This is a genomic window from uncultured Psychromonas sp. (genome assembly GCF_947489755.1).
Classification (GTDB): Bacteria; Pseudomonadota; Gammaproteobacteria; order Enterobacterales; family Psychromonadaceae; genus Psychromonas.
Genome location: NZ_CANLFB010000043.1, coordinates 12,464 through 29,196, shown reverse-complemented (window position 1 = coordinate 29,196; position 16,733 = coordinate 12,464). Strand labels below are relative to the sequence as shown.

General features: G+C 37.1%; 16 protein-coding genes. 6 read left to right on the top strand and 10 right to left on the bottom strand.

Features of this window, described 5'->3' with window-relative positions:
* Nucleotides 1–239 precede the first annotated feature (239 nt).
* From Q0794_RS16900 to Q0794_RS16885, 4 genes are all read right to left on the bottom strand, one after another.
* A complete protein-coding gene (locus Q0794_RS16900) occupies nt 240–914 on the bottom strand; it encodes an ABC transporter permease (protein WP_298943862.1) in 675 nt (224 codons plus the stop codon).
* 2 nt (nt 915–916) lie between these two features.
* On the bottom strand, nt 917–1,657 hold the full coding sequence (locus tag Q0794_RS16895; RefSeq protein WP_298943860.1) for an ABC transporter permease: 741 nt from the start codon (nt 1,655–1,657) through the stop codon (nt 917–919).
* A 144-nt stretch (nt 1,658–1,801) separates the two neighbouring features.
* Nucleotides 1,802–2,575 carry an ABC transporter substrate-binding protein gene (locus Q0794_RS16890; RefSeq protein ID WP_298943858.1) on the bottom strand — a complete coding sequence of 258 codons (774 nt, stop codon included), beginning with the start codon at nt 2,573–2,575 and terminating at the stop codon, nt 1,802–1,804.
* Nucleotides 2,576–2,711: 136 nt separating this feature from the next.
* Nucleotides 2,712–3,479, bottom strand: a complete 768-nt coding sequence (locus Q0794_RS16885) for an ABC transporter ATP-binding protein (protein WP_298943856.1) — start codon at nt 3,477–3,479, stop codon at nt 2,712–2,714.
* A gap of 314 nt (nt 3,480–3,793) precedes the next feature.
* Here Q0794_RS16885 and satP point away from each other — a divergent pair, with 314 nt between their 5' ends.
* Complete coding sequence (gene satP, locus Q0794_RS16880) at nt 3,794–4,372, top strand: acetate uptake transporter (protein WP_025562614.1); 579 nt, start codon at nt 3,794–3,796, stop codon at nt 4,370–4,372.
* Nucleotides 4,373–4,554: 182 nt separating this feature from the next.
* Here satP and Q0794_RS16875 read toward each other — a convergent pair whose 3' ends face one another.
* From Q0794_RS16875 to hrpB, 6 genes are all read right to left on the bottom strand, one after another.
* A complete protein-coding gene (locus Q0794_RS16875) occupies nt 4,555–4,884 on the bottom strand; it encodes an antibiotic biosynthesis monooxygenase (protein WP_298943853.1) in 330 nt (109 codons plus the stop codon).
* Nucleotides 4,885–5,030: 146 nt separating this feature from the next.
* Nucleotides 5,031–6,020, bottom strand: a complete 990-nt coding sequence (rlmF, locus tag Q0794_RS16870) for a 23S rRNA (adenine(1618)-N(6))-methyltransferase RlmF (RefSeq protein ID WP_298943851.1) — start codon at nt 6,018–6,020, stop codon at nt 5,031–5,033.
* Nucleotides 6,021–6,031: 11 nt separating this feature from the next.
* Nucleotides 6,032–6,847, bottom strand: coding sequence for a DUF3108 domain-containing protein (locus Q0794_RS16865; RefSeq protein ID WP_298943849.1), 816 nt, complete (start codon nt 6,845–6,847; stop codon nt 6,032–6,034).
* Nucleotides 6,840–7,259 (bottom strand): SufE family protein, encoded by a 420-nt coding sequence (locus tag Q0794_RS16860; protein ID WP_298943847.1) that lies wholly within the window; start codon nt 7,257–7,259, stop codon nt 6,840–6,842. Before Q0794_RS16860 ends, Q0794_RS16865 begins: the two co-directional genes overlap by 8 nt.
* A gap of 1 nt (nt 7,260) precedes the next feature.
* Complete coding sequence (mrcB, locus tag Q0794_RS16855) at nt 7,261–9,495, bottom strand: penicillin-binding protein 1B (protein WP_298943845.1); 2,235 nt, start codon at nt 9,493–9,495, stop codon at nt 7,261–7,263.
* Between the two features lie 128 nt (nt 9,496–9,623).
* The gene (gene hrpB, locus Q0794_RS16850) at nt 9,624–12,104 is read right to left on the bottom strand and encodes an ATP-dependent helicase HrpB (RefSeq protein WP_298943844.1); all 2,481 of its coding nucleotides are present in this window, start codon (nt 12,102–12,104) and stop codon (nt 9,624–9,626) included.
* Between the two features lie 270 nt (nt 12,105–12,374).
* Between hrpB and dksA the strand changes: the two genes are divergently transcribed.
* The 5 genes from dksA (at nt 12,375) to panB (ending at nt 16,683) form a co-directional block, all read left to right on the top strand.
* Nucleotides 12,375–12,824 carry an RNA polymerase-binding protein DksA gene (dksA, locus tag Q0794_RS16845; protein ID WP_298943842.1) on the top strand — a complete coding sequence of 150 codons (450 nt, stop codon included), beginning with the start codon at nt 12,375–12,377 and terminating at the stop codon, nt 12,822–12,824.
* A gap of 84 nt (nt 12,825–12,908) precedes the next feature.
* Nucleotides 12,909–13,802 carry a tRNA glutamyl-Q(34) synthetase GluQRS gene (gene gluQRS / locus Q0794_RS16840; protein ID WP_298943840.1) on the top strand — a complete coding sequence of 298 codons (894 nt, stop codon included), beginning with the start codon at nt 12,909–12,911 and terminating at the stop codon, nt 13,800–13,802.
* 117 nt (nt 13,803–13,919) lie between these two features.
* A complete protein-coding gene (gene pcnB, locus Q0794_RS16835; RefSeq protein ID WP_366522566.1) occupies nt 13,920–15,350 on the top strand; it encodes a polynucleotide adenylyltransferase PcnB in 1,431 nt (476 codons plus the stop codon).
* Nucleotides 15,343–15,825: a 2-amino-4-hydroxy-6-hydroxymethyldihydropteridine diphosphokinase gene (gene folK, locus Q0794_RS16830; protein ID WP_298943838.1), complete on the top strand. Its 483-nt coding sequence runs from the start codon at nt 15,343–15,345 to the stop codon at nt 15,823–15,825. Before pcnB ends, folK begins: the two co-directional genes overlap by 8 nt.
* A gap of 63 nt (nt 15,826–15,888) precedes the next feature.
* Complete coding sequence (panB, locus tag Q0794_RS16825; protein ID WP_025562606.1) at nt 15,889–16,683, top strand: 3-methyl-2-oxobutanoate hydroxymethyltransferase; 795 nt, start codon at nt 15,889–15,891, stop codon at nt 16,681–16,683.
* Nucleotides 16,684–16,733 lie beyond the last annotated feature (50 nt).

Below are 16,733 nucleotides of genomic sequence, written 5' to 3'. Positions count from 1 at the left end.
TTCAAATCGTTCTTAGTCGAAAGATCTGATCACTAGGTGGGCATTTAGTTCAATTCCTTAAGCAGAATTGAGGTTAACTAATAAGCAGCTTAATAGATAAGTTATCTGTACTTAAATTCAAGAAGTAATAAGTTAGTTTTCATGATCTAAATATCTTATTAATCAAGATGCTACGATAAAACTAACAGCATCTTGATTATCGTTGGTAACCTTTTATTCTGTTTACCATTAATTATAGGTTATTGATGTTGGTAGCTTTTTTCCCATAATTTAAACAGGTAAATAACAGAGAAAGTTAAACACATATACAAAAGCCCCGCAGCTAAATAAGCTTCAAAAGGTGCATAATATCGCGCATTAACCACTCTAGCAGCACCGGTAATATCGACAATGGTAACAACCCCCGCAATAGCACTACCGTGTATCATAAAAATAATTTCATTACTGTAGGCAGGCAAAGCACGTCTTAATGAATTAGGTAATGTTATGCGTCTCAATATTTTCCAGCGACTCATCCCATAAGCTTTTGCAGCTTCTAATTCACCTTTAGGCATTGTACTAATAACACCTCGTACGATTTCAGCAGTATAAGCACCAGTGTTCAATGAAAAGGCTAATAAGGCACAGAACCAAGCTTCCTGGAAGTAATACCATAACCAGCTTTCACGTAATGAATCAAACTGTGCCACACCGTAGTAAATTAAGAATAATTGTACCAATAATGGCGAACCACGAAAGAAGTACATGTAAGCCCAAATAGGCCCCTTAATTAACCAATTTGGATGGCTACGTAACACACCTGTTGGTAATGCAATCACTAAACCGATCAATAAAGACAGTGCTACTAACCAGGTTGTTGTCCATAACCCTTCTAGGTAAAATTGGTATTCATTAAGAATAATTGAAAAATCCATCTTTACCTCGTCTGTATGCTGTATTTACGCTCTGCCCATTTAAGAGCAGTAGTAGAAACAGCGGTATAAAATAAGAAAACTAATGCAACAACCAAGTAAAAGGTAAATGGTTTTTGTGTTGATCCCGATGCATCACCGGCGATCTTTACCATATCTTGCAAACCTATAATCGACACTAATGCCGTGGTTTTTAATAACACTAACCAATTATTACCCAAGCCTGGCAATGCATGGCGCATCATTTGTGGGAACATAACGCGATAAAAACGTTTATATTTATTCATGCCGTAGGCAGTAGCGGCTTCTAATTGGCCTTTATCAACGGATAAAATTGCACCTCGAAAGGTTTCCGCCATATAGGCACCAAAAATAAAACCAATGGTGATGATACCAGCAAAATAAGGGCTAATATCAATGTATTCAGGTAAATAAGCGGTCCACTCATGGTGAGGATAATAACCAGTGATCGTTTCATTTAACCATTCATTAAGGTTATAGCTCATATCATTGATCAGCAATTGCCCACCAAAAAAGATTAATAACATTAAGATTAAATCAGGGATACCACGAATAATCGTCGTGTATAGCGTCGCGATGCTAGTCAAAATTGTTGAATGAGATAACTTAGCTAAGGCAGCTAACAATCCCAGCGCGACAGAAAGTATTAAAGATAACAAGGCCACTTGCAGTGTTAACCATGCCCCTTCTAAAAAAATATCTTGGTAACCATATAAAGAAAACATATAAACTTCTTTTTAATTAATGCCTGTTATAGCAATTTATTAGGCATAATAAAAAAGGGTGAAACAACCTATAAAGACAATTAAAAGTTGTTTCACCCTTTCTGTTTCAACGAGGCTTGTTAATCAAATTAACAATAACGACGTTTATTCTTGACCGTATACATCGAAAGTGAAGTATTTATCTTGAATTGTTTTGTAAGTACCGTCAGCACGGATTGCATCAATCGCTTTGTTTAATTGCGCAGCTAAGTCTTTATCCTGCTTACGAATTGCAATACCAGCACCGTAACCAAACCATTTAGGATCGTTTAATTTAGGACCAACAAATTCAAACTTATCACCACCATCTTTAGCTAATAGACCATCAGCAATAGCTGCAGAGTCAGCCATCACATAATCAAGACGACCTGCTTTTAAATCTAAGTATGCTTCATCAGCAGAACCGTAACGTTTGATTTTTGCAGAAGGGAAGTTATCAGAGATGTATAAATCCATTGTTGTTGCACGTTGAACACCAATTTTTTTACCTTCCATAAACGCTTCAGTTGCTTCGTATGTCACGCCTTTTTTAGCCACAAAACGAGCTGGAATATGTTGGTATTTTTTAGTGAATGCTACTTTCTTTTGACGCTCTTCAGTAATATCCATTGTTGCGATAATAGCGTCAAATTTACGACCTAATAGTGCAGGAATGATACCATCCCAATCTTGTTTAACTAATGTACATTTAGCTTCTAACTCAGCACATAATGCATTCGCGATATCAATATCGAAACCAGTAATACTACCGTCTTCTTCTGTTTTACTGAATGGAGGGTATGCACCTTCAACACCGATACGTATTTCTTTCCATTCTTTTGCATGTGCAATATTAAATGAAAATGCAAATAACGCGATTAGTAGGCTAAGTTTTTTCATGGTATTTCCTTATTTTATGATAAATAGCTATTTTAATTAAAATATAAATGATCGTGTAAATTGTTATTCAACCTGCTGTATACCTTATTATGAAAATCTCGGTATAAATACAGCAATGTTTTTTAATATAAATGATTTAATAAACGGTTGATATAAATTGTTTAAAACGTTCTGAAGAGGGGTTTGTAAAAATATCTTCCGGTTTCCCTTGTTCTTCTACTAAACCTTGATGTAAAAATAATACTTTATTTGATACGTCTCTGGCAAAGGCCATTTCATGAGTGACCACCAGCATCGTACGCCCTTCTTCAGCTAAGTCTCGCATTACTGTTAGTACTTCACCGACCAACTCAGGATCGAGTGCCGAAGTGGGTTCATCAAACAACATCACTTCAGGTTCAACTGCCAATGCACGCGCAATGGCAACTCGTTGCTGCTGCCCGCCAGAAAGCTGACCAGGGTAATAATCTTTACGTTCATATAAGCCAACACGTTGTAACAAAGCTTCCGCTTTAACAATCGCTTCTTTTTTTGGCACACCAAGCACATGAACAGGCGCTTCAATGACGTTTTCAAGTACAGATAAATGAGACCACAAGTTAAAGCTTTGAAAAACCATCGCTAAGCGACTGCGAATTCGTTCAACTTGTTTGTTCGATTCAGGAATGGCTCCCCTTTTTTTATCCTGTTTCATTTTAATTAATTCACCATTAACTAAAATATCGCCGGAAGTAGGTGTTTCTAATAAATTAACACAACGTAATAAAGTACTTTTACCAGAGCCTGATGCACCAAGGATAGAAATAACGTCACCTTGGTGAGCTTCTAAGTCTATCCCTTTTAATACTTGATTATCAGCGAAGGATTTATGTAAGTTTCTTATTGATAGTGTAGGTACTGTCATTAGCAAGTTTCATTATAATTTAGCGGGTTCATTATGTATTGTACCTAGTTTGTTATTTGTTAAATGAATTAATAAAATCTATACAAACGTTAACTTTGCACCAATGCTTTAAAATGTACAAACAATTAATTTTCATTTTTTCCTAAAAAACAATATATAGATCATTTTTTTTAATTTATTGCTGTATTTTTTTTAATTTAATACTTTAAATTGACTAAAAATAACAGGGAATGCGGATTCCCTTTACAAAAAATGACTGCATGGTATCGTGCGCGCGATTTTAATTTAATAAATAATACAAAAAGGTAAATGACGTGTCACAATCAATTAATTACGCCAATCCAGCCCCGTTAGGTCTTATGGGTTTTGGAATGACAACCGTACTATTAAACATCCACAACGCTGGCTTTTTCCCAATTAGTGCAATGATTCTTGCAATGGGTTTATGCTACGGCGGCATCGCACAAGTTATCGCTGGGATCTTAGAATTCAAAAAAGGTAATACTTTTGGATTAACAGCATTCACTTCATATGGTTTTTTCTGGATAAGCCTCGTTGCGTTATTGTTATTTCCACAGTTAGGTCTTGAAGAAGGCCCTACTCAAGCAACTCCTCATGCATTTATGGCATGGTACTTAGTGATGTGGGGCATTTTCACCGCCTTTATGTTTATTGGTACATTACGCGGTAACCGTGTACTTCAGTTTATCTTTGGTAGCTTAACCGTATTATTCTTCTTACTTGCTATTCGTGACTTTACGGGTAATGAACTGATCGGTCATATTGCAGGATACGAAGGTATCATTTGTGGTCTAAGCGCAATTTACTTAGCAATGGCTGAAGTGATTAACGAACAATACGGTCGTACTATATTGCCTATCGGTGAACGTTAAGCTTTATTAGAAAAGAATGATTCGGTTAAGTTAGCACTAAGTACTTAACCATTAAAAAAGCCGAACAATATTTGTTCGGCTTTTTTGTCTCTATTATCTGCTCTGAAAGTGCTGCTTTAGCATTTTAAGTCATTACAAAGCTAAACGGGTAAATCAAGCAACCATTCATAATGACGATAACTTTATGAGGTGATGGTTTTATAAGGCGTAGGCTTTAATAAATCGACTGCAACATTTAACTTATGTAAAACAGTAGGTTTACCTATCTTAAGTGTCGACCTCATTTTTTCTCTGGGACTCTTTGTACTCTCAGGCCAATCATGTTCATTTTCATAGATGCTTAAACTTGGCCATTGAGCATAGGCGATAAACTTGCCATTTTTAGGTTCATGTAGCCTTGAACCTAGGCTGCCAAAATTTTGATGAATTAACTCTGTTGTCGCTATCCATGCTTCACGAAACTCATCTTCCATTCCTTCGATAACATCAAACTCTAAAATAACAGCTAACATGGTCGTCCTTTCTGGATAATGTGAAAAGTAATAAAACACTTCTTATAACCTAGTCATTAAACTTAATTCATTAAACTCAGTTCATTAAACCCAGCTCATTAAACTTAGTCAGGATTTGTTACTGCTTCCTATTTCAAATTTAAGTTTTAAGCAAAAAATGATTTTTGCTGTTCAACATCTAAATAAGTCCATGCAATAAAGCGACTGATTTTGTGGCCTTGCGACATTTCAATTATTTTTACTTGCTGTACATTTTGCTTTTCTAATAATTTTTTAAGTGGGCTCACATTTTCGCTCTTAGACAGTAAGCAAGTAAACCAACAAACGTTATCTTTAACTAATAAGCTCTCGATTACCATTTGCTTAACAAAAGCAATTTCTCCACCAGCACAACTAAGTTCATGTGCTTGCCCTGCAAAATTTAAAGTAGGAGTTGAGGCATTATTATTAACAATATTGTTCATTTTAGAATTTTTACTGAGATTCTTTTGCTTTAACAAACTCCCTACAGAAGCTTCCTCCATCGAAGCATGAAATGGAGGATTGCACATAGTAAAAGCAAAGCGATCACCTTGTTTTACTATGCCTGACAATATATGTTCTGCGTTTTTTTGCTGACGAATAATTATTTTTTTACTGATATTTTTATTTGCACTCACTAATAGTGAAGCTGTTTTTACTGCTATCGCATCAATATCGCTTCCCACAAAAGACCAGTCATAGCTACGACTGCCTAAAATAGGATAAATACAGTTTGCACCACAACCAATATCAAGCCCTTTAATTTGGCTTCCCCTTAGTATGTTGCCATTTAATGACTCACTTAATAAGTCAGCAATATAATGAATATAATCAACACGTCCGGGGATCGGTGGACAGAGATAACCAGGCGGTATTTGCCAAAAACTAATATTATAAAAGTGTGCTAATAACGCTTTGTTTAATAGCAACACAGACTGAGCGTCACTAAAGTTAATAGAAAGGTCACCCCTAGGGTTATTAATGACATAAGGCGCTAACTCTGGACATGCAACAATTAAAGCCGGAAAGTTATATTGCCCTATATGCTTGTTGCGCGGATGTATCGCACCTTTCTCTATTTTGCCACTTTTAACGGTGTTCAGTTTTTTATTCACGTGTAATAGCCTTAAAATTCAGTGTTATATTTAATTAATTCACCATTAATATCTAACACTTTTCTTTCATATTCAAACTTAACCATTTGATGGTCAAATCGAGGAGCAAACCACGCAATAAAAGTACGATCTTTTTTTCTTACCTGTTGCACACGATAAGCTTCAACTTCACCAAACTTGGTTTTAATCATCTCTTTCCCTTTTACTTGGAAAAAGTAATGTGCAATATCATCAGACGTTTGCATATAAAACTCAAAGTCAGTTTGACCTACTTTTAAACCTTCACTGATTTGTAAGTTAATAGTATTAAAATCAACTATCGGCCCTTCTTCACTAGTGTATTCGGATTTATCACCATTATTAACAATTTGTGAATGATGCCCTGTCTCGTCAAATTTAGCCGTCATATCCACCGTACTAAACCCGATGCTTTCACGATAAAAAGAACGACTTAAAAATAGTTGCTGTAATTCATTCCAGTAAATATCAGATTGTTGACTACCGCCAAATGAAAATAGTAAAAAAGAAAAATCAGCGACAGAGTTCACCGCGACATCTTTGCCCTTCCAACGGTATTCTTGCTTCATCTCACCGATTGAAATGCCTTTATAGTTAACGGCGTAAATAAATTGTTGATTAGGGTTTTCTTTTACAAAAGAGGCTTCGTCTCTTTTAGGGCTCGTTTCAATGCTTGTCACAGTCGCTTCTGACTGCGCTGAAATAGTGTTTTCGTTTACCGTTTTATCTACCGTTGTTATGGCAAAAACAGGCTTTGTTAACAGTAAAAATAAGCTAGCAAAGATGATAAAGAATCTAATATTAGTCAATGTGATTGACTCCTTTAATGTGATGAATAATCGCAAATAGCCCATTCGCACGGGATGGGCTTAAATGACTTAGTAGTCCTAATCGGTCAAATAGTTCATTGCAATCTATTTGCTCAATCTGTTGTTTTGTTTTACCTTGAAAAATCAATGAGACGATTTTCATTAATCCTTTTACAACGCGAGTATCGCTGTCCATGGCAAAGTCATAATGACCATTTTTCTCTGAAATCACTAACCACGCTAAACTTTCACAGCCTTTTACTTGGTTAGCTTCACTTTTTAACGATTCAGGTAAACTGTCTAATAACTTACCCAGTTGAATAATTAATCGATATTGTTTATCCCAACTTTTGTTCTCCATAAAAATATGTTCAAGTTGTTCAAAATTATTAATGGATGCTAATTGCTGCACGCTATTTTCCTATTTTTTCTTTCATGTAACCGGAGAATAAAACCAATGCGCCACTACTACCGGTTAATTCTGCACTTTTATTATTATCTTTCCCGACCCAAGTGGTCACGACTTCATCAGAATCAAAACCGACGAACCAACTATCATTCAGATTATTGGTCGTCCCCGTTTTACCTGCAAAATATTGCCCAGGATTACGCCAGCGTAAACTACGAGCAGTCCCTTCCGTTGTCACTTTATGTAAAGCCGTAGAGACCTGTGAGACTGAGTCGGGTGAGAATATTTGACGTGCAGCAGGGCTACGCTGATATAAAGCAACCCCATCACTTGATACGATAGTACGGATCATGGTTAAAGGTTTGTACACTCCACGCATGCCGATCGGTTGATACATCTGCGCCACTTGAAATGGCGATAAGGAGACACTGCCTAACACCAATGACGGGTAAGCACGTATTTTTTCATCTACGCCCATTTTATGCAAACTATCGATGACATTATCTAAACCGATTTTCATCCCTAAATTAACCGTCGGGACATTTAAGGATTTAACAAGCGCTTGTTCTAAAGTTACTTCACCACGAAATTTTCGGTCGTAGTTCTTAGGTCTCCAGCGTTGACCAGTACTATTTTTAAGCACTATTTCTTTATCGTTTAATATATCTGATAACTTGTATCCGTTATCCAATGCCGTTAAATAGACAGCAGGTTTAACTAAAGAACCGATTGGTCGACTTGCATCTAAGGCACGATTAAAACCACTAAATTTAACATTTTTGCCGGACACTAATGCACGAATTTCTGCATATTGACGATCGGTGATCACCATGGCACCTTGTAAGTCATGCTGATCTTTTTTCTGTACTTTGGCAATACCATTTTGAATGGCCGTCTCAGCATTCTTTTGTGCAAGAGGAGAGATCGACGTAAATATTGATAACCCACTTTGTTTACGAATACTGGCAGGCACATTACTGGTTAACTCTCGATTCAACAAGCTCACAAACGCGGGATTTGCACGATTATTCAATGCTTTAACATTACTTAGATTAAGATCGCTTTTCACTGCAATTCGATATTGTGCTGTACTAATATAATGATGCTCAAGCATCAGGCGCAACACTAGGTCTCTACGAGCTAGGGCACGCTTAGGATTACGACGAGGATTGTAGTAAGAAGGTCCTTTTATAATCGCGACCATTAATGCTATTTGCTCGATGCGCAACTCATCAATAGGACGAGCAAAATAAAAGCTACTCGCTAAACTAATACCATAAATGCCTGTCGCACCATTCTGCGCAAGATAAACCTCATTCAAGTAAGCTTCTAATATTTTGTCTTTACTGTATTTATGGTCAATCAATACCGCCATATAAGCTTCTTGAAACTTACGCCATAAGCTTCGTTCTTGCGTTAAAAAGAGGTTTTTCGCAAGTTGCTGCGTTAAAGTACTGCCCCCTTGCACCGTATGACCTGCTTTAAAATTAACAATAAACGCTCTTAAAATGGCAAAAGGAGAGACACCTTGATGATGATAAAAATCACGATCTTCCATTAAAATTAAGGTATTAACAAACAAGTCAGGAATTTTCTCAAATGGAACAAAAACTCTGTCTTGAATTTGTTTGCTATTAAGCCTGTCTAACAATAGCGGCTCTAAACGAAACCGGGTGATATTAACTTGCTGTTGATTTTTTAAAGCACTAACCCCTTGTGCGTCAAAGTTAACTCGTACTAATGCAGCAGGTTCAGATCGTTCAGGAAAATTAAAAGCACGACGATAGATAATGACTTCATCGCCTTTAACAGCAAATTGTCCAGCACTTTCAATTGACCTTACCGCACGGTAATTAAGCAATTTAAGCTCGCTCACCAACGCACTTCTAGTTAATGGTAGACCAACCTCTAATGATAATGGACGAGCATACAAAGTGGCAGGCAATGTCCAAGTAGAACCATCTAAACGATTAGATATTTTTTTATCGAAATAAATGCCTGAAATAACAATAAAGGCAATAAACGCTAAACTTGCTTTCCAAATAAACGACCAGATTGACCTTAAAACACGTTGTTTTAAGGTTTTTTTATTGGATTTCTTATTGGTTTTTTTTACTTTTTTTACTTTGTCATCTGTCGTTTTACGTACTGTTTTCGGATTTTTAGCGGCACTTTTTTTAGTGCTTTCTTTAGGTTTAGGAGCCGCTTTAGTACTTTCTTTTTTAGGTGCTTTTGCCATAACAGGTTTATTTAACTCAATTTTTTAAAAGATAGAGATTGAAAGGTAGATTATTATAACGCTAGCTTTTTGAAACGAGAGTTAGCATAGCGAAGAACCGATCCTACGTTGTTTAGGTTTTCATATCATCATTTGGATAAATGTTTTTTTGTTTTGCGCGTCGCCATTGCGTTTGCTGGATCATCAGGCCAAAAGTGTTTGGGATAGCGCCCTTTCATCTCTTTTTGTACTTCTTTATATGCACCAGACCAAAATGAACTTAAATTCTGTGTCACTTGCAATGGTTTCATGGCAGGCGATAACAAGGCTAATTGAATACTGATTCGCCCATCAAAAATACAAGGGGTTTGAGCTTGCCCATATAATTCCTGCATCTTAACTGACAATAATGGGTTTTGTTGTTCTCGATAGGTTAATTTTATTGCCGAACCTGTTGGCACAATAATCGTTAATGGAAAATGCGTCTCAAATTTTTGTTGCTGCTGCCAATTAAGGCGTGATAATAATGCGGCTTTTAAATCAATTTTTTTAAATTGTTCCGGTTGTGTCATGCCGATACAAAAAGGCGCTAACCACACTTCTAGTTCGGCCAATAATATGCTTTCATTGTAATCAACTGAATCGATAACCCCTGCTTGGTCATATTGTAAAGAGGCGTAACGCAAGCGAGTTAGTAATGCCGTATTCGCTTCACTCCAATACAACATCGACAAACCTGCTTGACGCAACCCATTTAACAAAGCTTTCAGTTTTTGTTGTTTACTGACTTTAGCTAATGGTGCTTTATTAAGGGTTATTTTACCCAGCATTGTCCGTTGTTCGGCGATTAACTTATTTTCTTTTAATGACCAACAAAGGTAATCGATAGATTGTATATAATGTGGAAGGTGCTTTTTGATCTCTTCTAAATCAATCGCACACGCTTTAAAAATAAGACTATTTGATTTTTGTTCTGAAAGCCCTAAATCAGCGACCACCAGCATTTTTTCATTGAGCAACATTGAATGGTTGGCTAAACATGCCCCTGCCCCGTTACTGAGTAAATAATCATGTTGTTGACTATTGCCACGACTTAAAGCAATTCTGTCAGGAAACGCGATAGCTAATAACAATCCACAATATTGCAAAGGTAAAACATTTGGTGCTTTGACTTTACATTTTCTTAATAGTGCCTGATATTGTGTTTTTACTGAGTATGAAACTGAATTGAGCTCGGCAATAATATCATCACTACTTTTTTCATTACCTTCTAAAAAAGCAGTTAATAAGCAAGCTAAAGCAACCAAATTCGGCTCGTCTACTGTTTTTGCTAAGGTCTGCGCTTTGATCACCATGTGTCCTAACCGCGGTGTAACGGCGAACTCAATGATTTTTTCACCATGTGCAGTACAACGGCCGCGTTCATCAATGGCATCAATACTTTGTAATAATTGTTTGGCGACTTGTACATTTTTTTCATGAGGCTGAGTTAAAAAAGGCAGTTGACCCGGTTCAGTCACGCCCCAGGCACATATTTCTAACATTAATGACGTTAACTCACTTTGCAAAATAGGCACTTCGCTCTGTGCTGCTAGCCGTTTATCTTTAGCCCATAAACGGTAACAAGTGCCTGCACTTAATCGCCCTGCTCGTCCAGCTCGTTGAATAGCACTGGCTTCGCTGATCGTTTGACTTTTTAATTTCCCAAAGCCTGTTTGAGCTTGAAATTGAAAAATATTTTCAACACCAGAATCAACCACAATAGTAATGCCATCAATGGTTAAACTGGTTTCTGCAATATTGGTAGAAACAACAATTTTTCGTTTATTGGTCGGCGGAGATTGAATCGCTAATTGCTGTTCATCTAAACTGAGCTTTCCATAGAGAGGGGCTAACAAGACAGGTAGGTTATGTGTATTAATCCATTGTTGTAAATCACGACAACATTGTAAAATATCTCTAACTCCTGCCACAAAGACTAATATATTGCCTTTTTGTTGCTGATAAGCAGTTTCCACTAAAGAGACTAATGCCTTATGCTTATCCGAACTCAGTCCACGGCCAAGTACTGGCTGATAAATATAATCAATCGGGAAGCTTCTCCCATCACAGCTCACATAAGCAGCGTCAGGAAGGTGTTGTTGGAGAGATTGGTTGTCTAAAGTGGCAGACATAATCAATAAAGATAAGTTTTCACGCAAACTGGCTTGTGTATCTAAACATAACGCTAAACCTAAATCTGCTTGTAAATTACGTTCATGAAACTCATCAAAAATAACTAAATCAATCCCAGTTAATTCAGGATCATTTTGCAGTAAACGAATTAATATGCCTTCCGTGACAATTTCTAATTGTGTTTCTGCACTTACTTTAGCTTCACCTCGTAAACGATAACCAATTTGTTGTCCAACAGGTTGCCCTAATTGTTTGGCGAGATAATGTGCAATATTACGAGCCGCTAACCTTCTCGGCTCCAACATAATCACTTTACCAGTAAACCATTTTTCCTTTAATAGCATTAACGGTAAGTAAGTCGATTTCCCGGCCCCAGGAGGTGCTTGAAGAATAACCTGTGAACAAAGTGAAAGTTGTTGTTTAAGCTCAGGTAACACAGCTTGAATAGATAACATTGATGCAACAACCCTTAAAAAATAAATAGATAAAAGAAATACAGTGAATAAAACAAGATTGTTGAAAACACAATATATAGCACAAAAACAAGATCATAAGTTTACAATTAGTAATACTTTATTTGACTTTACAAACAATGCTTGCTATAGATAGCGCCGAAAAAAAACTGATGCCTCTATGTTAGCAAAGTTTGTTCGACCTATTGTTTATATTTATCACCGTTTTGATGCGTTTAAAGATTTTATTCAGCATCGGAAGAAGGAAAATTTATGCCTGCTATTAAAAGCAAAAAAACACTCGGTATTTTAGCAATTGCTGGAGTAGAGCCATATCAAGAAAAAGCTGGCGAAGAGTATATGGGTAAAGCGCAACGTGAACACTTTACTAATATTCTTACGGCTTGGACAACTCAATTACGTGAAGAAGTTGACCGTACTGTTGATCACATGAAAGATGAAGCATCTAATTTCCCTGATCCTGTTGACCGTGCAACACAAGAAGAAGAATTTAGCTTAGAATTACGAGCTCGCGATCGCGAACGTCGTTTAATTAAGAAAATTTCTAAAACATTAAAGAAAATCGAAGAAGATGACTTTGGTTTTTGTGAATCTTGTGGTGTAGAAATTGGTATTCGTCGTTTAGAGGCTCGCCCTACTGCCGACTTATGTATCGATTGTAAAACACTCGCTGAAATAAAAGAAAAACAAAGTATTGGTTAATCCAAGCGATTAAACAAACTGAAAAACGGTTAGCATTTGCTAACCGTTTTTGTTTATGCAAAAAGTAAGATTGTAGGAAGTAAGTTGCAGTTAAAAGAGAATAAACCTTATATAGGTCGATTTGCTCCCTCACCATCGGGATCATTACATTTTGGTTCTTTGGTTGCGGCAGTGGGTAGCTATTTACAGGCAAAATCTCAACAAGGTATTTGGCAAGTTCGTATAGAGGATATTGACCCGCCTCGTGAAATTGCAGGTGCTAGTGAAGATATCCTTGAAACATTACAAGCTTATGGTTTGCAATGGGATGGAGAAGTGATTTACCAGCATCAACAAAGCGAATACTATGAAGCGGTATTAGAAGAGCTTAGTGAGCGCAATTTATGTTATGCCTGTTGTTGCACTCGTAAAATGATTAAGCAACAAGGTGGCTTTTATCAAGGTCAATGTCGTGATAAAAATAACGCAATAATAGGTAATGCGTTACGTATTAATTTATTATCAATTATCAACAATACAATATACTTTGAAGATAAGTTACAAGGTAGAGTGGTATTAGACCCCACTCAGATTGACGATGACTTTATCATTAAACGAAAAGATGGTTTATATGCCTATAACTTAGCCGTCGTTGTTGATGATATTCAGCAAGGTATTACGGAAGTTGTGAGAGGCGCTGATTTAATCAGTACCACCGGCAAGCAGATAAGTCTATATCAACTATTGAATGCAGATATTCCGAACTATGTGCATCTTCCATTAGCAGTAACGGAGCCAGGGTTTAAGTTATCTAAACAAAACCATGCTGTTGCCGTTAATAAACAAGATCCAATACCCACCTTAAAGCGGGTATTGGCTTTTTTAGGGCACCCTGTTCCAGAGAATATTGCGCTAAATACATGCAGTGACATTTTAAAATGGGCAGCAGAACATTGGTCATTAGATAACGTACCAAAACAATTAGAGATTCAGATATGAATCACGTCCTTTATAGTATTAAATAACATACGTTTTTAAGAGACATAAATTTAATTTGTTTTTAATCATTAGCGCACATAAAATAAGCGCATCATTTTTCAGACTAATTCCATCTAAATAGATGCAGAGGATAAAGCTATTAAACGCTTAAGCAAACTCGTAAAAAAAGTATTTCAAAAGAAAAAAACGACAGAAGCCGCCATTTCGTTAGATCAATTTAAGATCCCACGCGAGCAGCACTCTATTTCTCGATCTGACATTGATGATAATGCATTAAAGGTTTTATACCGTTTACATAACGCAGGCTATCGCGCTTTATTGGTTGGTGGTGGCGTACGTGATTTATTATTAGGCTTGAAGCCAAAAGATTTTGATATCACAACAAACGCAACCCCTGAAGAAGTAAAAGCGCTGTTCAGAAACTGTCGTTTAATTGGTCGTCGTTTTCGTCTTGCACATATTTTATTTGGTCGTGAAATTATCGAAGTCGCTACATTCCGTGGCCACCATGATGAAACAGAGCAAGACAAACAAAAAGTAAAACAATCTCAAGAAGGCATGTTGCTTCGCGATAATGTTTACGGCTCTTTAGAAGAAGATGCGGAACGCCGTGACTTTACTGTTAATGCATTGTATTACGACATTGCAAACTTCTCACTGTATGACTTCTGTGGTGGTATGGATGACTTAGCACAACGTCGCTTAACCTTAATTGGTGAACCTGAAGTACGTTACCGTGAAGATCCTGTTCGTATGCTTCGTGCAATCCGCTTTGCAGCTAAACTAGACTTATCAATCAGTGAAGAATGTGCAGAACCGATCCGCCGTTTAGCTTCATTATTGCAAGATATTCCAGCAGCACGACATTTTGATGAAGTCATTAAACTATTATTGTCAGGTCAAGGTTTAGCAACTTATCGTTTATTAAAAGAATATAAATTATTAGCTGTGTTATTCCCTATCTTATTTAAAGATGGTGAAGATGACAAAGCGACTAAGATGATTGAACAAGCACTAATGGATACTGACAAGCGTATCTCTGAAGGTAAGCGTGTTACTCCCGCTTATATTTATGCGGTGATGTTATGGTACCCACTTGAGCAACGCGCACAAGAAATGAGTTTTGAGAGCGGTATCGAGTTGCATGATGCATTTATGCTAGCGATGAATGAAGTATTAACGATTCAAGTTAAAACAATTGCCATCCCTAAACGCTTTACTGCCGCGATACGTGACATTTGGATTTTACAGCATCGTCTCCCCCGCTTTGGTGGCAAACGCGCTCAACGTGTTTATGCCCATGAAAAATTTAGAGCAGCTTTTGACTTTTTAGCATTAAGAGCACGCGTTGAACAAAGTCGTGAACTCGCTGAATTAACTGCGTGGTGGGAAGAATATCAATTGCATAACAAGTTACCAGAGCATAATTACGCACGTAGTAATGTTAACAAAGCAAAAGAGTTTAAACCCGATGCCGATAGACCAGCGAAAAAGCGTCGCTATAACAAGGCAAAACGTAAGCCTGTTGTGAGTAAGAGTAATGATTAGTTATATTGCAATTGGCAGCAACCAAGCACAACCGATTGAACAAGCAAAACAAGCCATTACCGCACTAAACAATATAAAAGAGACGACACTTGTCACTTGTTCCTCTTTATACTGTAGTGCGCCTATGGGTCCACAAGACCAACCTGATTATATTAATGCTATCGCCAAGATAGACACAACATTATCAGCGATTGAATTACTTGATGCCCTACAAGCCATTGAGCAAGCACAAGGTCGAGAACGTAAAGAAAATCGTTGGGGCCCCAGAACATTAGATTTAGATATTATTCTGTATGGCGACAAAGCGATTGATAATGAGCGTTTAACGATTCCTCACTATGGAATGAAAGAACGAGAGTTTGTACTCTATCCTCTATTTGAAATAGCCCCTATTCTACAAATGCCCGATGGCACTTCTCTGATCGAAATGCTTAAACACTGCGATAAAAATGGTTTGACCGCTATTACAGGTTGAATTAATTCATTAGCGCAGTAAAATCATTCACCTGTCAAATCACACTGCTAGTTAGGAGCAATAATGGCTAAAATAAGCGTTTCTCGTTTAGCTAAAATGAAACAAGAGCAAGAGAAAATCACCTGTATTACCGCATATGATGCTAGTTTTGCGGCTATTTTCGATCAAGCTGATATTCAAGTTTTATTAGTGGGTGATTCTTTAGGTATGGTATTACAAGGGCATGATTCTACATTACCTGTCACTGTAGAGCATATTGCTTACCACACAGCAGCGGTTGCCAGCACCACAGAAAAGTCTTTAATCATTGCAGACTTACCTTTCATGTCTTACTCCACTCCCGAGCAAACTTATAATAATGCAGCAACGCTAATGCGTTCAGGTGCAAATATGGTGAAACTTGAAGGCGGCACATGGTTAAGCGAATCTGTAAAAGGGTTAATTGAACGTGGTATTCCGGTTTGTGGGCATTTAGGTTTAACACCACAGTCAGTTAATGTCTTTGGCGGTTATAAAGTACAAGGTCGTGCTGATGAACAAGCGGATAAATTAATTGAAGATGCATTAGCATTAGAAAAAGCAGGTATTCAATTATTAGTCATTGAATGTGTGCCAGTGGCATTAGCAGAACGCGTCACTAAAGCATTAAACATACCTGTTATTGGTATTGGTGCTGGCGCTGAAACTGATGGGCAAATATTAGTGATGCACGATGCTTTTGGTATTTCTGCAGGTTTTTGTCCTAAATTCTCTAAGAACTTTTTAGTAGAAACGGGCGATATTCGTCGCGCTGTTGAGCTCTATAAAGAACAAGTAGAGAATAAAATTTTCCCTGGTTCTGAACACAGTTTCTATTAAAAACTACATTCACGAACGTCAGAAATAATGCCATTATTAATCGTTTTATT

What these genes read in the sequence shown, in the direction of transcription:
- Q0794_RS16875 (WP_298943853.1), bottom strand. Translation starts at nt 4,884, where the DNA reads ATGTTAGCTGTTATTTTAGAGTTTGATGTTATCGAAGGAATGGAAGAT.
- panB (WP_025562606.1), top strand. Translation starts at nt 15,889, where the DNA reads ATGGCTAAAATAAGCGTTTCTCGTTTAGCTAAAATGAAACAAGAGCAA.
- dksA (WP_298943842.1), top strand. Translation starts at nt 12,375, where the DNA reads ATGCCTGCTATTAAAAGCAAAAAAACACTCGGTATTTTAGCAATTGCT.
- Q0794_RS16885 (WP_298943856.1), bottom strand. Translation starts at nt 3,479, where the DNA reads ATGACAGTACCTACACTATCAATAAGAAACTTACATAAATCCTTCGCT.
- hrpB (WP_298943844.1), bottom strand. Translation starts at nt 12,104, where the DNA reads ATGTTATCTATTCAAGCTGTGTTACCTGAGCTTAAACAACAACTTTCA.
- Q0794_RS16890 (WP_298943858.1), bottom strand. Translation starts at nt 2,575, where the DNA reads ATGAAAAAACTTAGCCTACTAATCGCGTTATTTGCATTTTCATTTAAT.
- Q0794_RS16895 (WP_298943860.1), bottom strand. Translation starts at nt 1,657, where the DNA reads ATGTTTTCTTTATATGGTTACCAAGATATTTTTTTAGAAGGGGCATGG.
- mrcB (WP_298943845.1), bottom strand. Translation starts at nt 9,495, where the DNA reads ATGGCAAAAGCACCTAAAAAAGAAAGTACTAAAGCGGCTCCTAAACCT.
- folK (WP_298943838.1), top strand. Translation starts at nt 15,343, where the DNA reads ATGATTAGTTATATTGCAATTGGCAGCAACCAAGCACAACCGATTGAA.
- Q0794_RS16900 (WP_298943862.1), bottom strand. Translation starts at nt 914, where the DNA reads ATGGATTTTTCAATTATTCTTAATGAATACCAATTTTACCTAGAAGGG.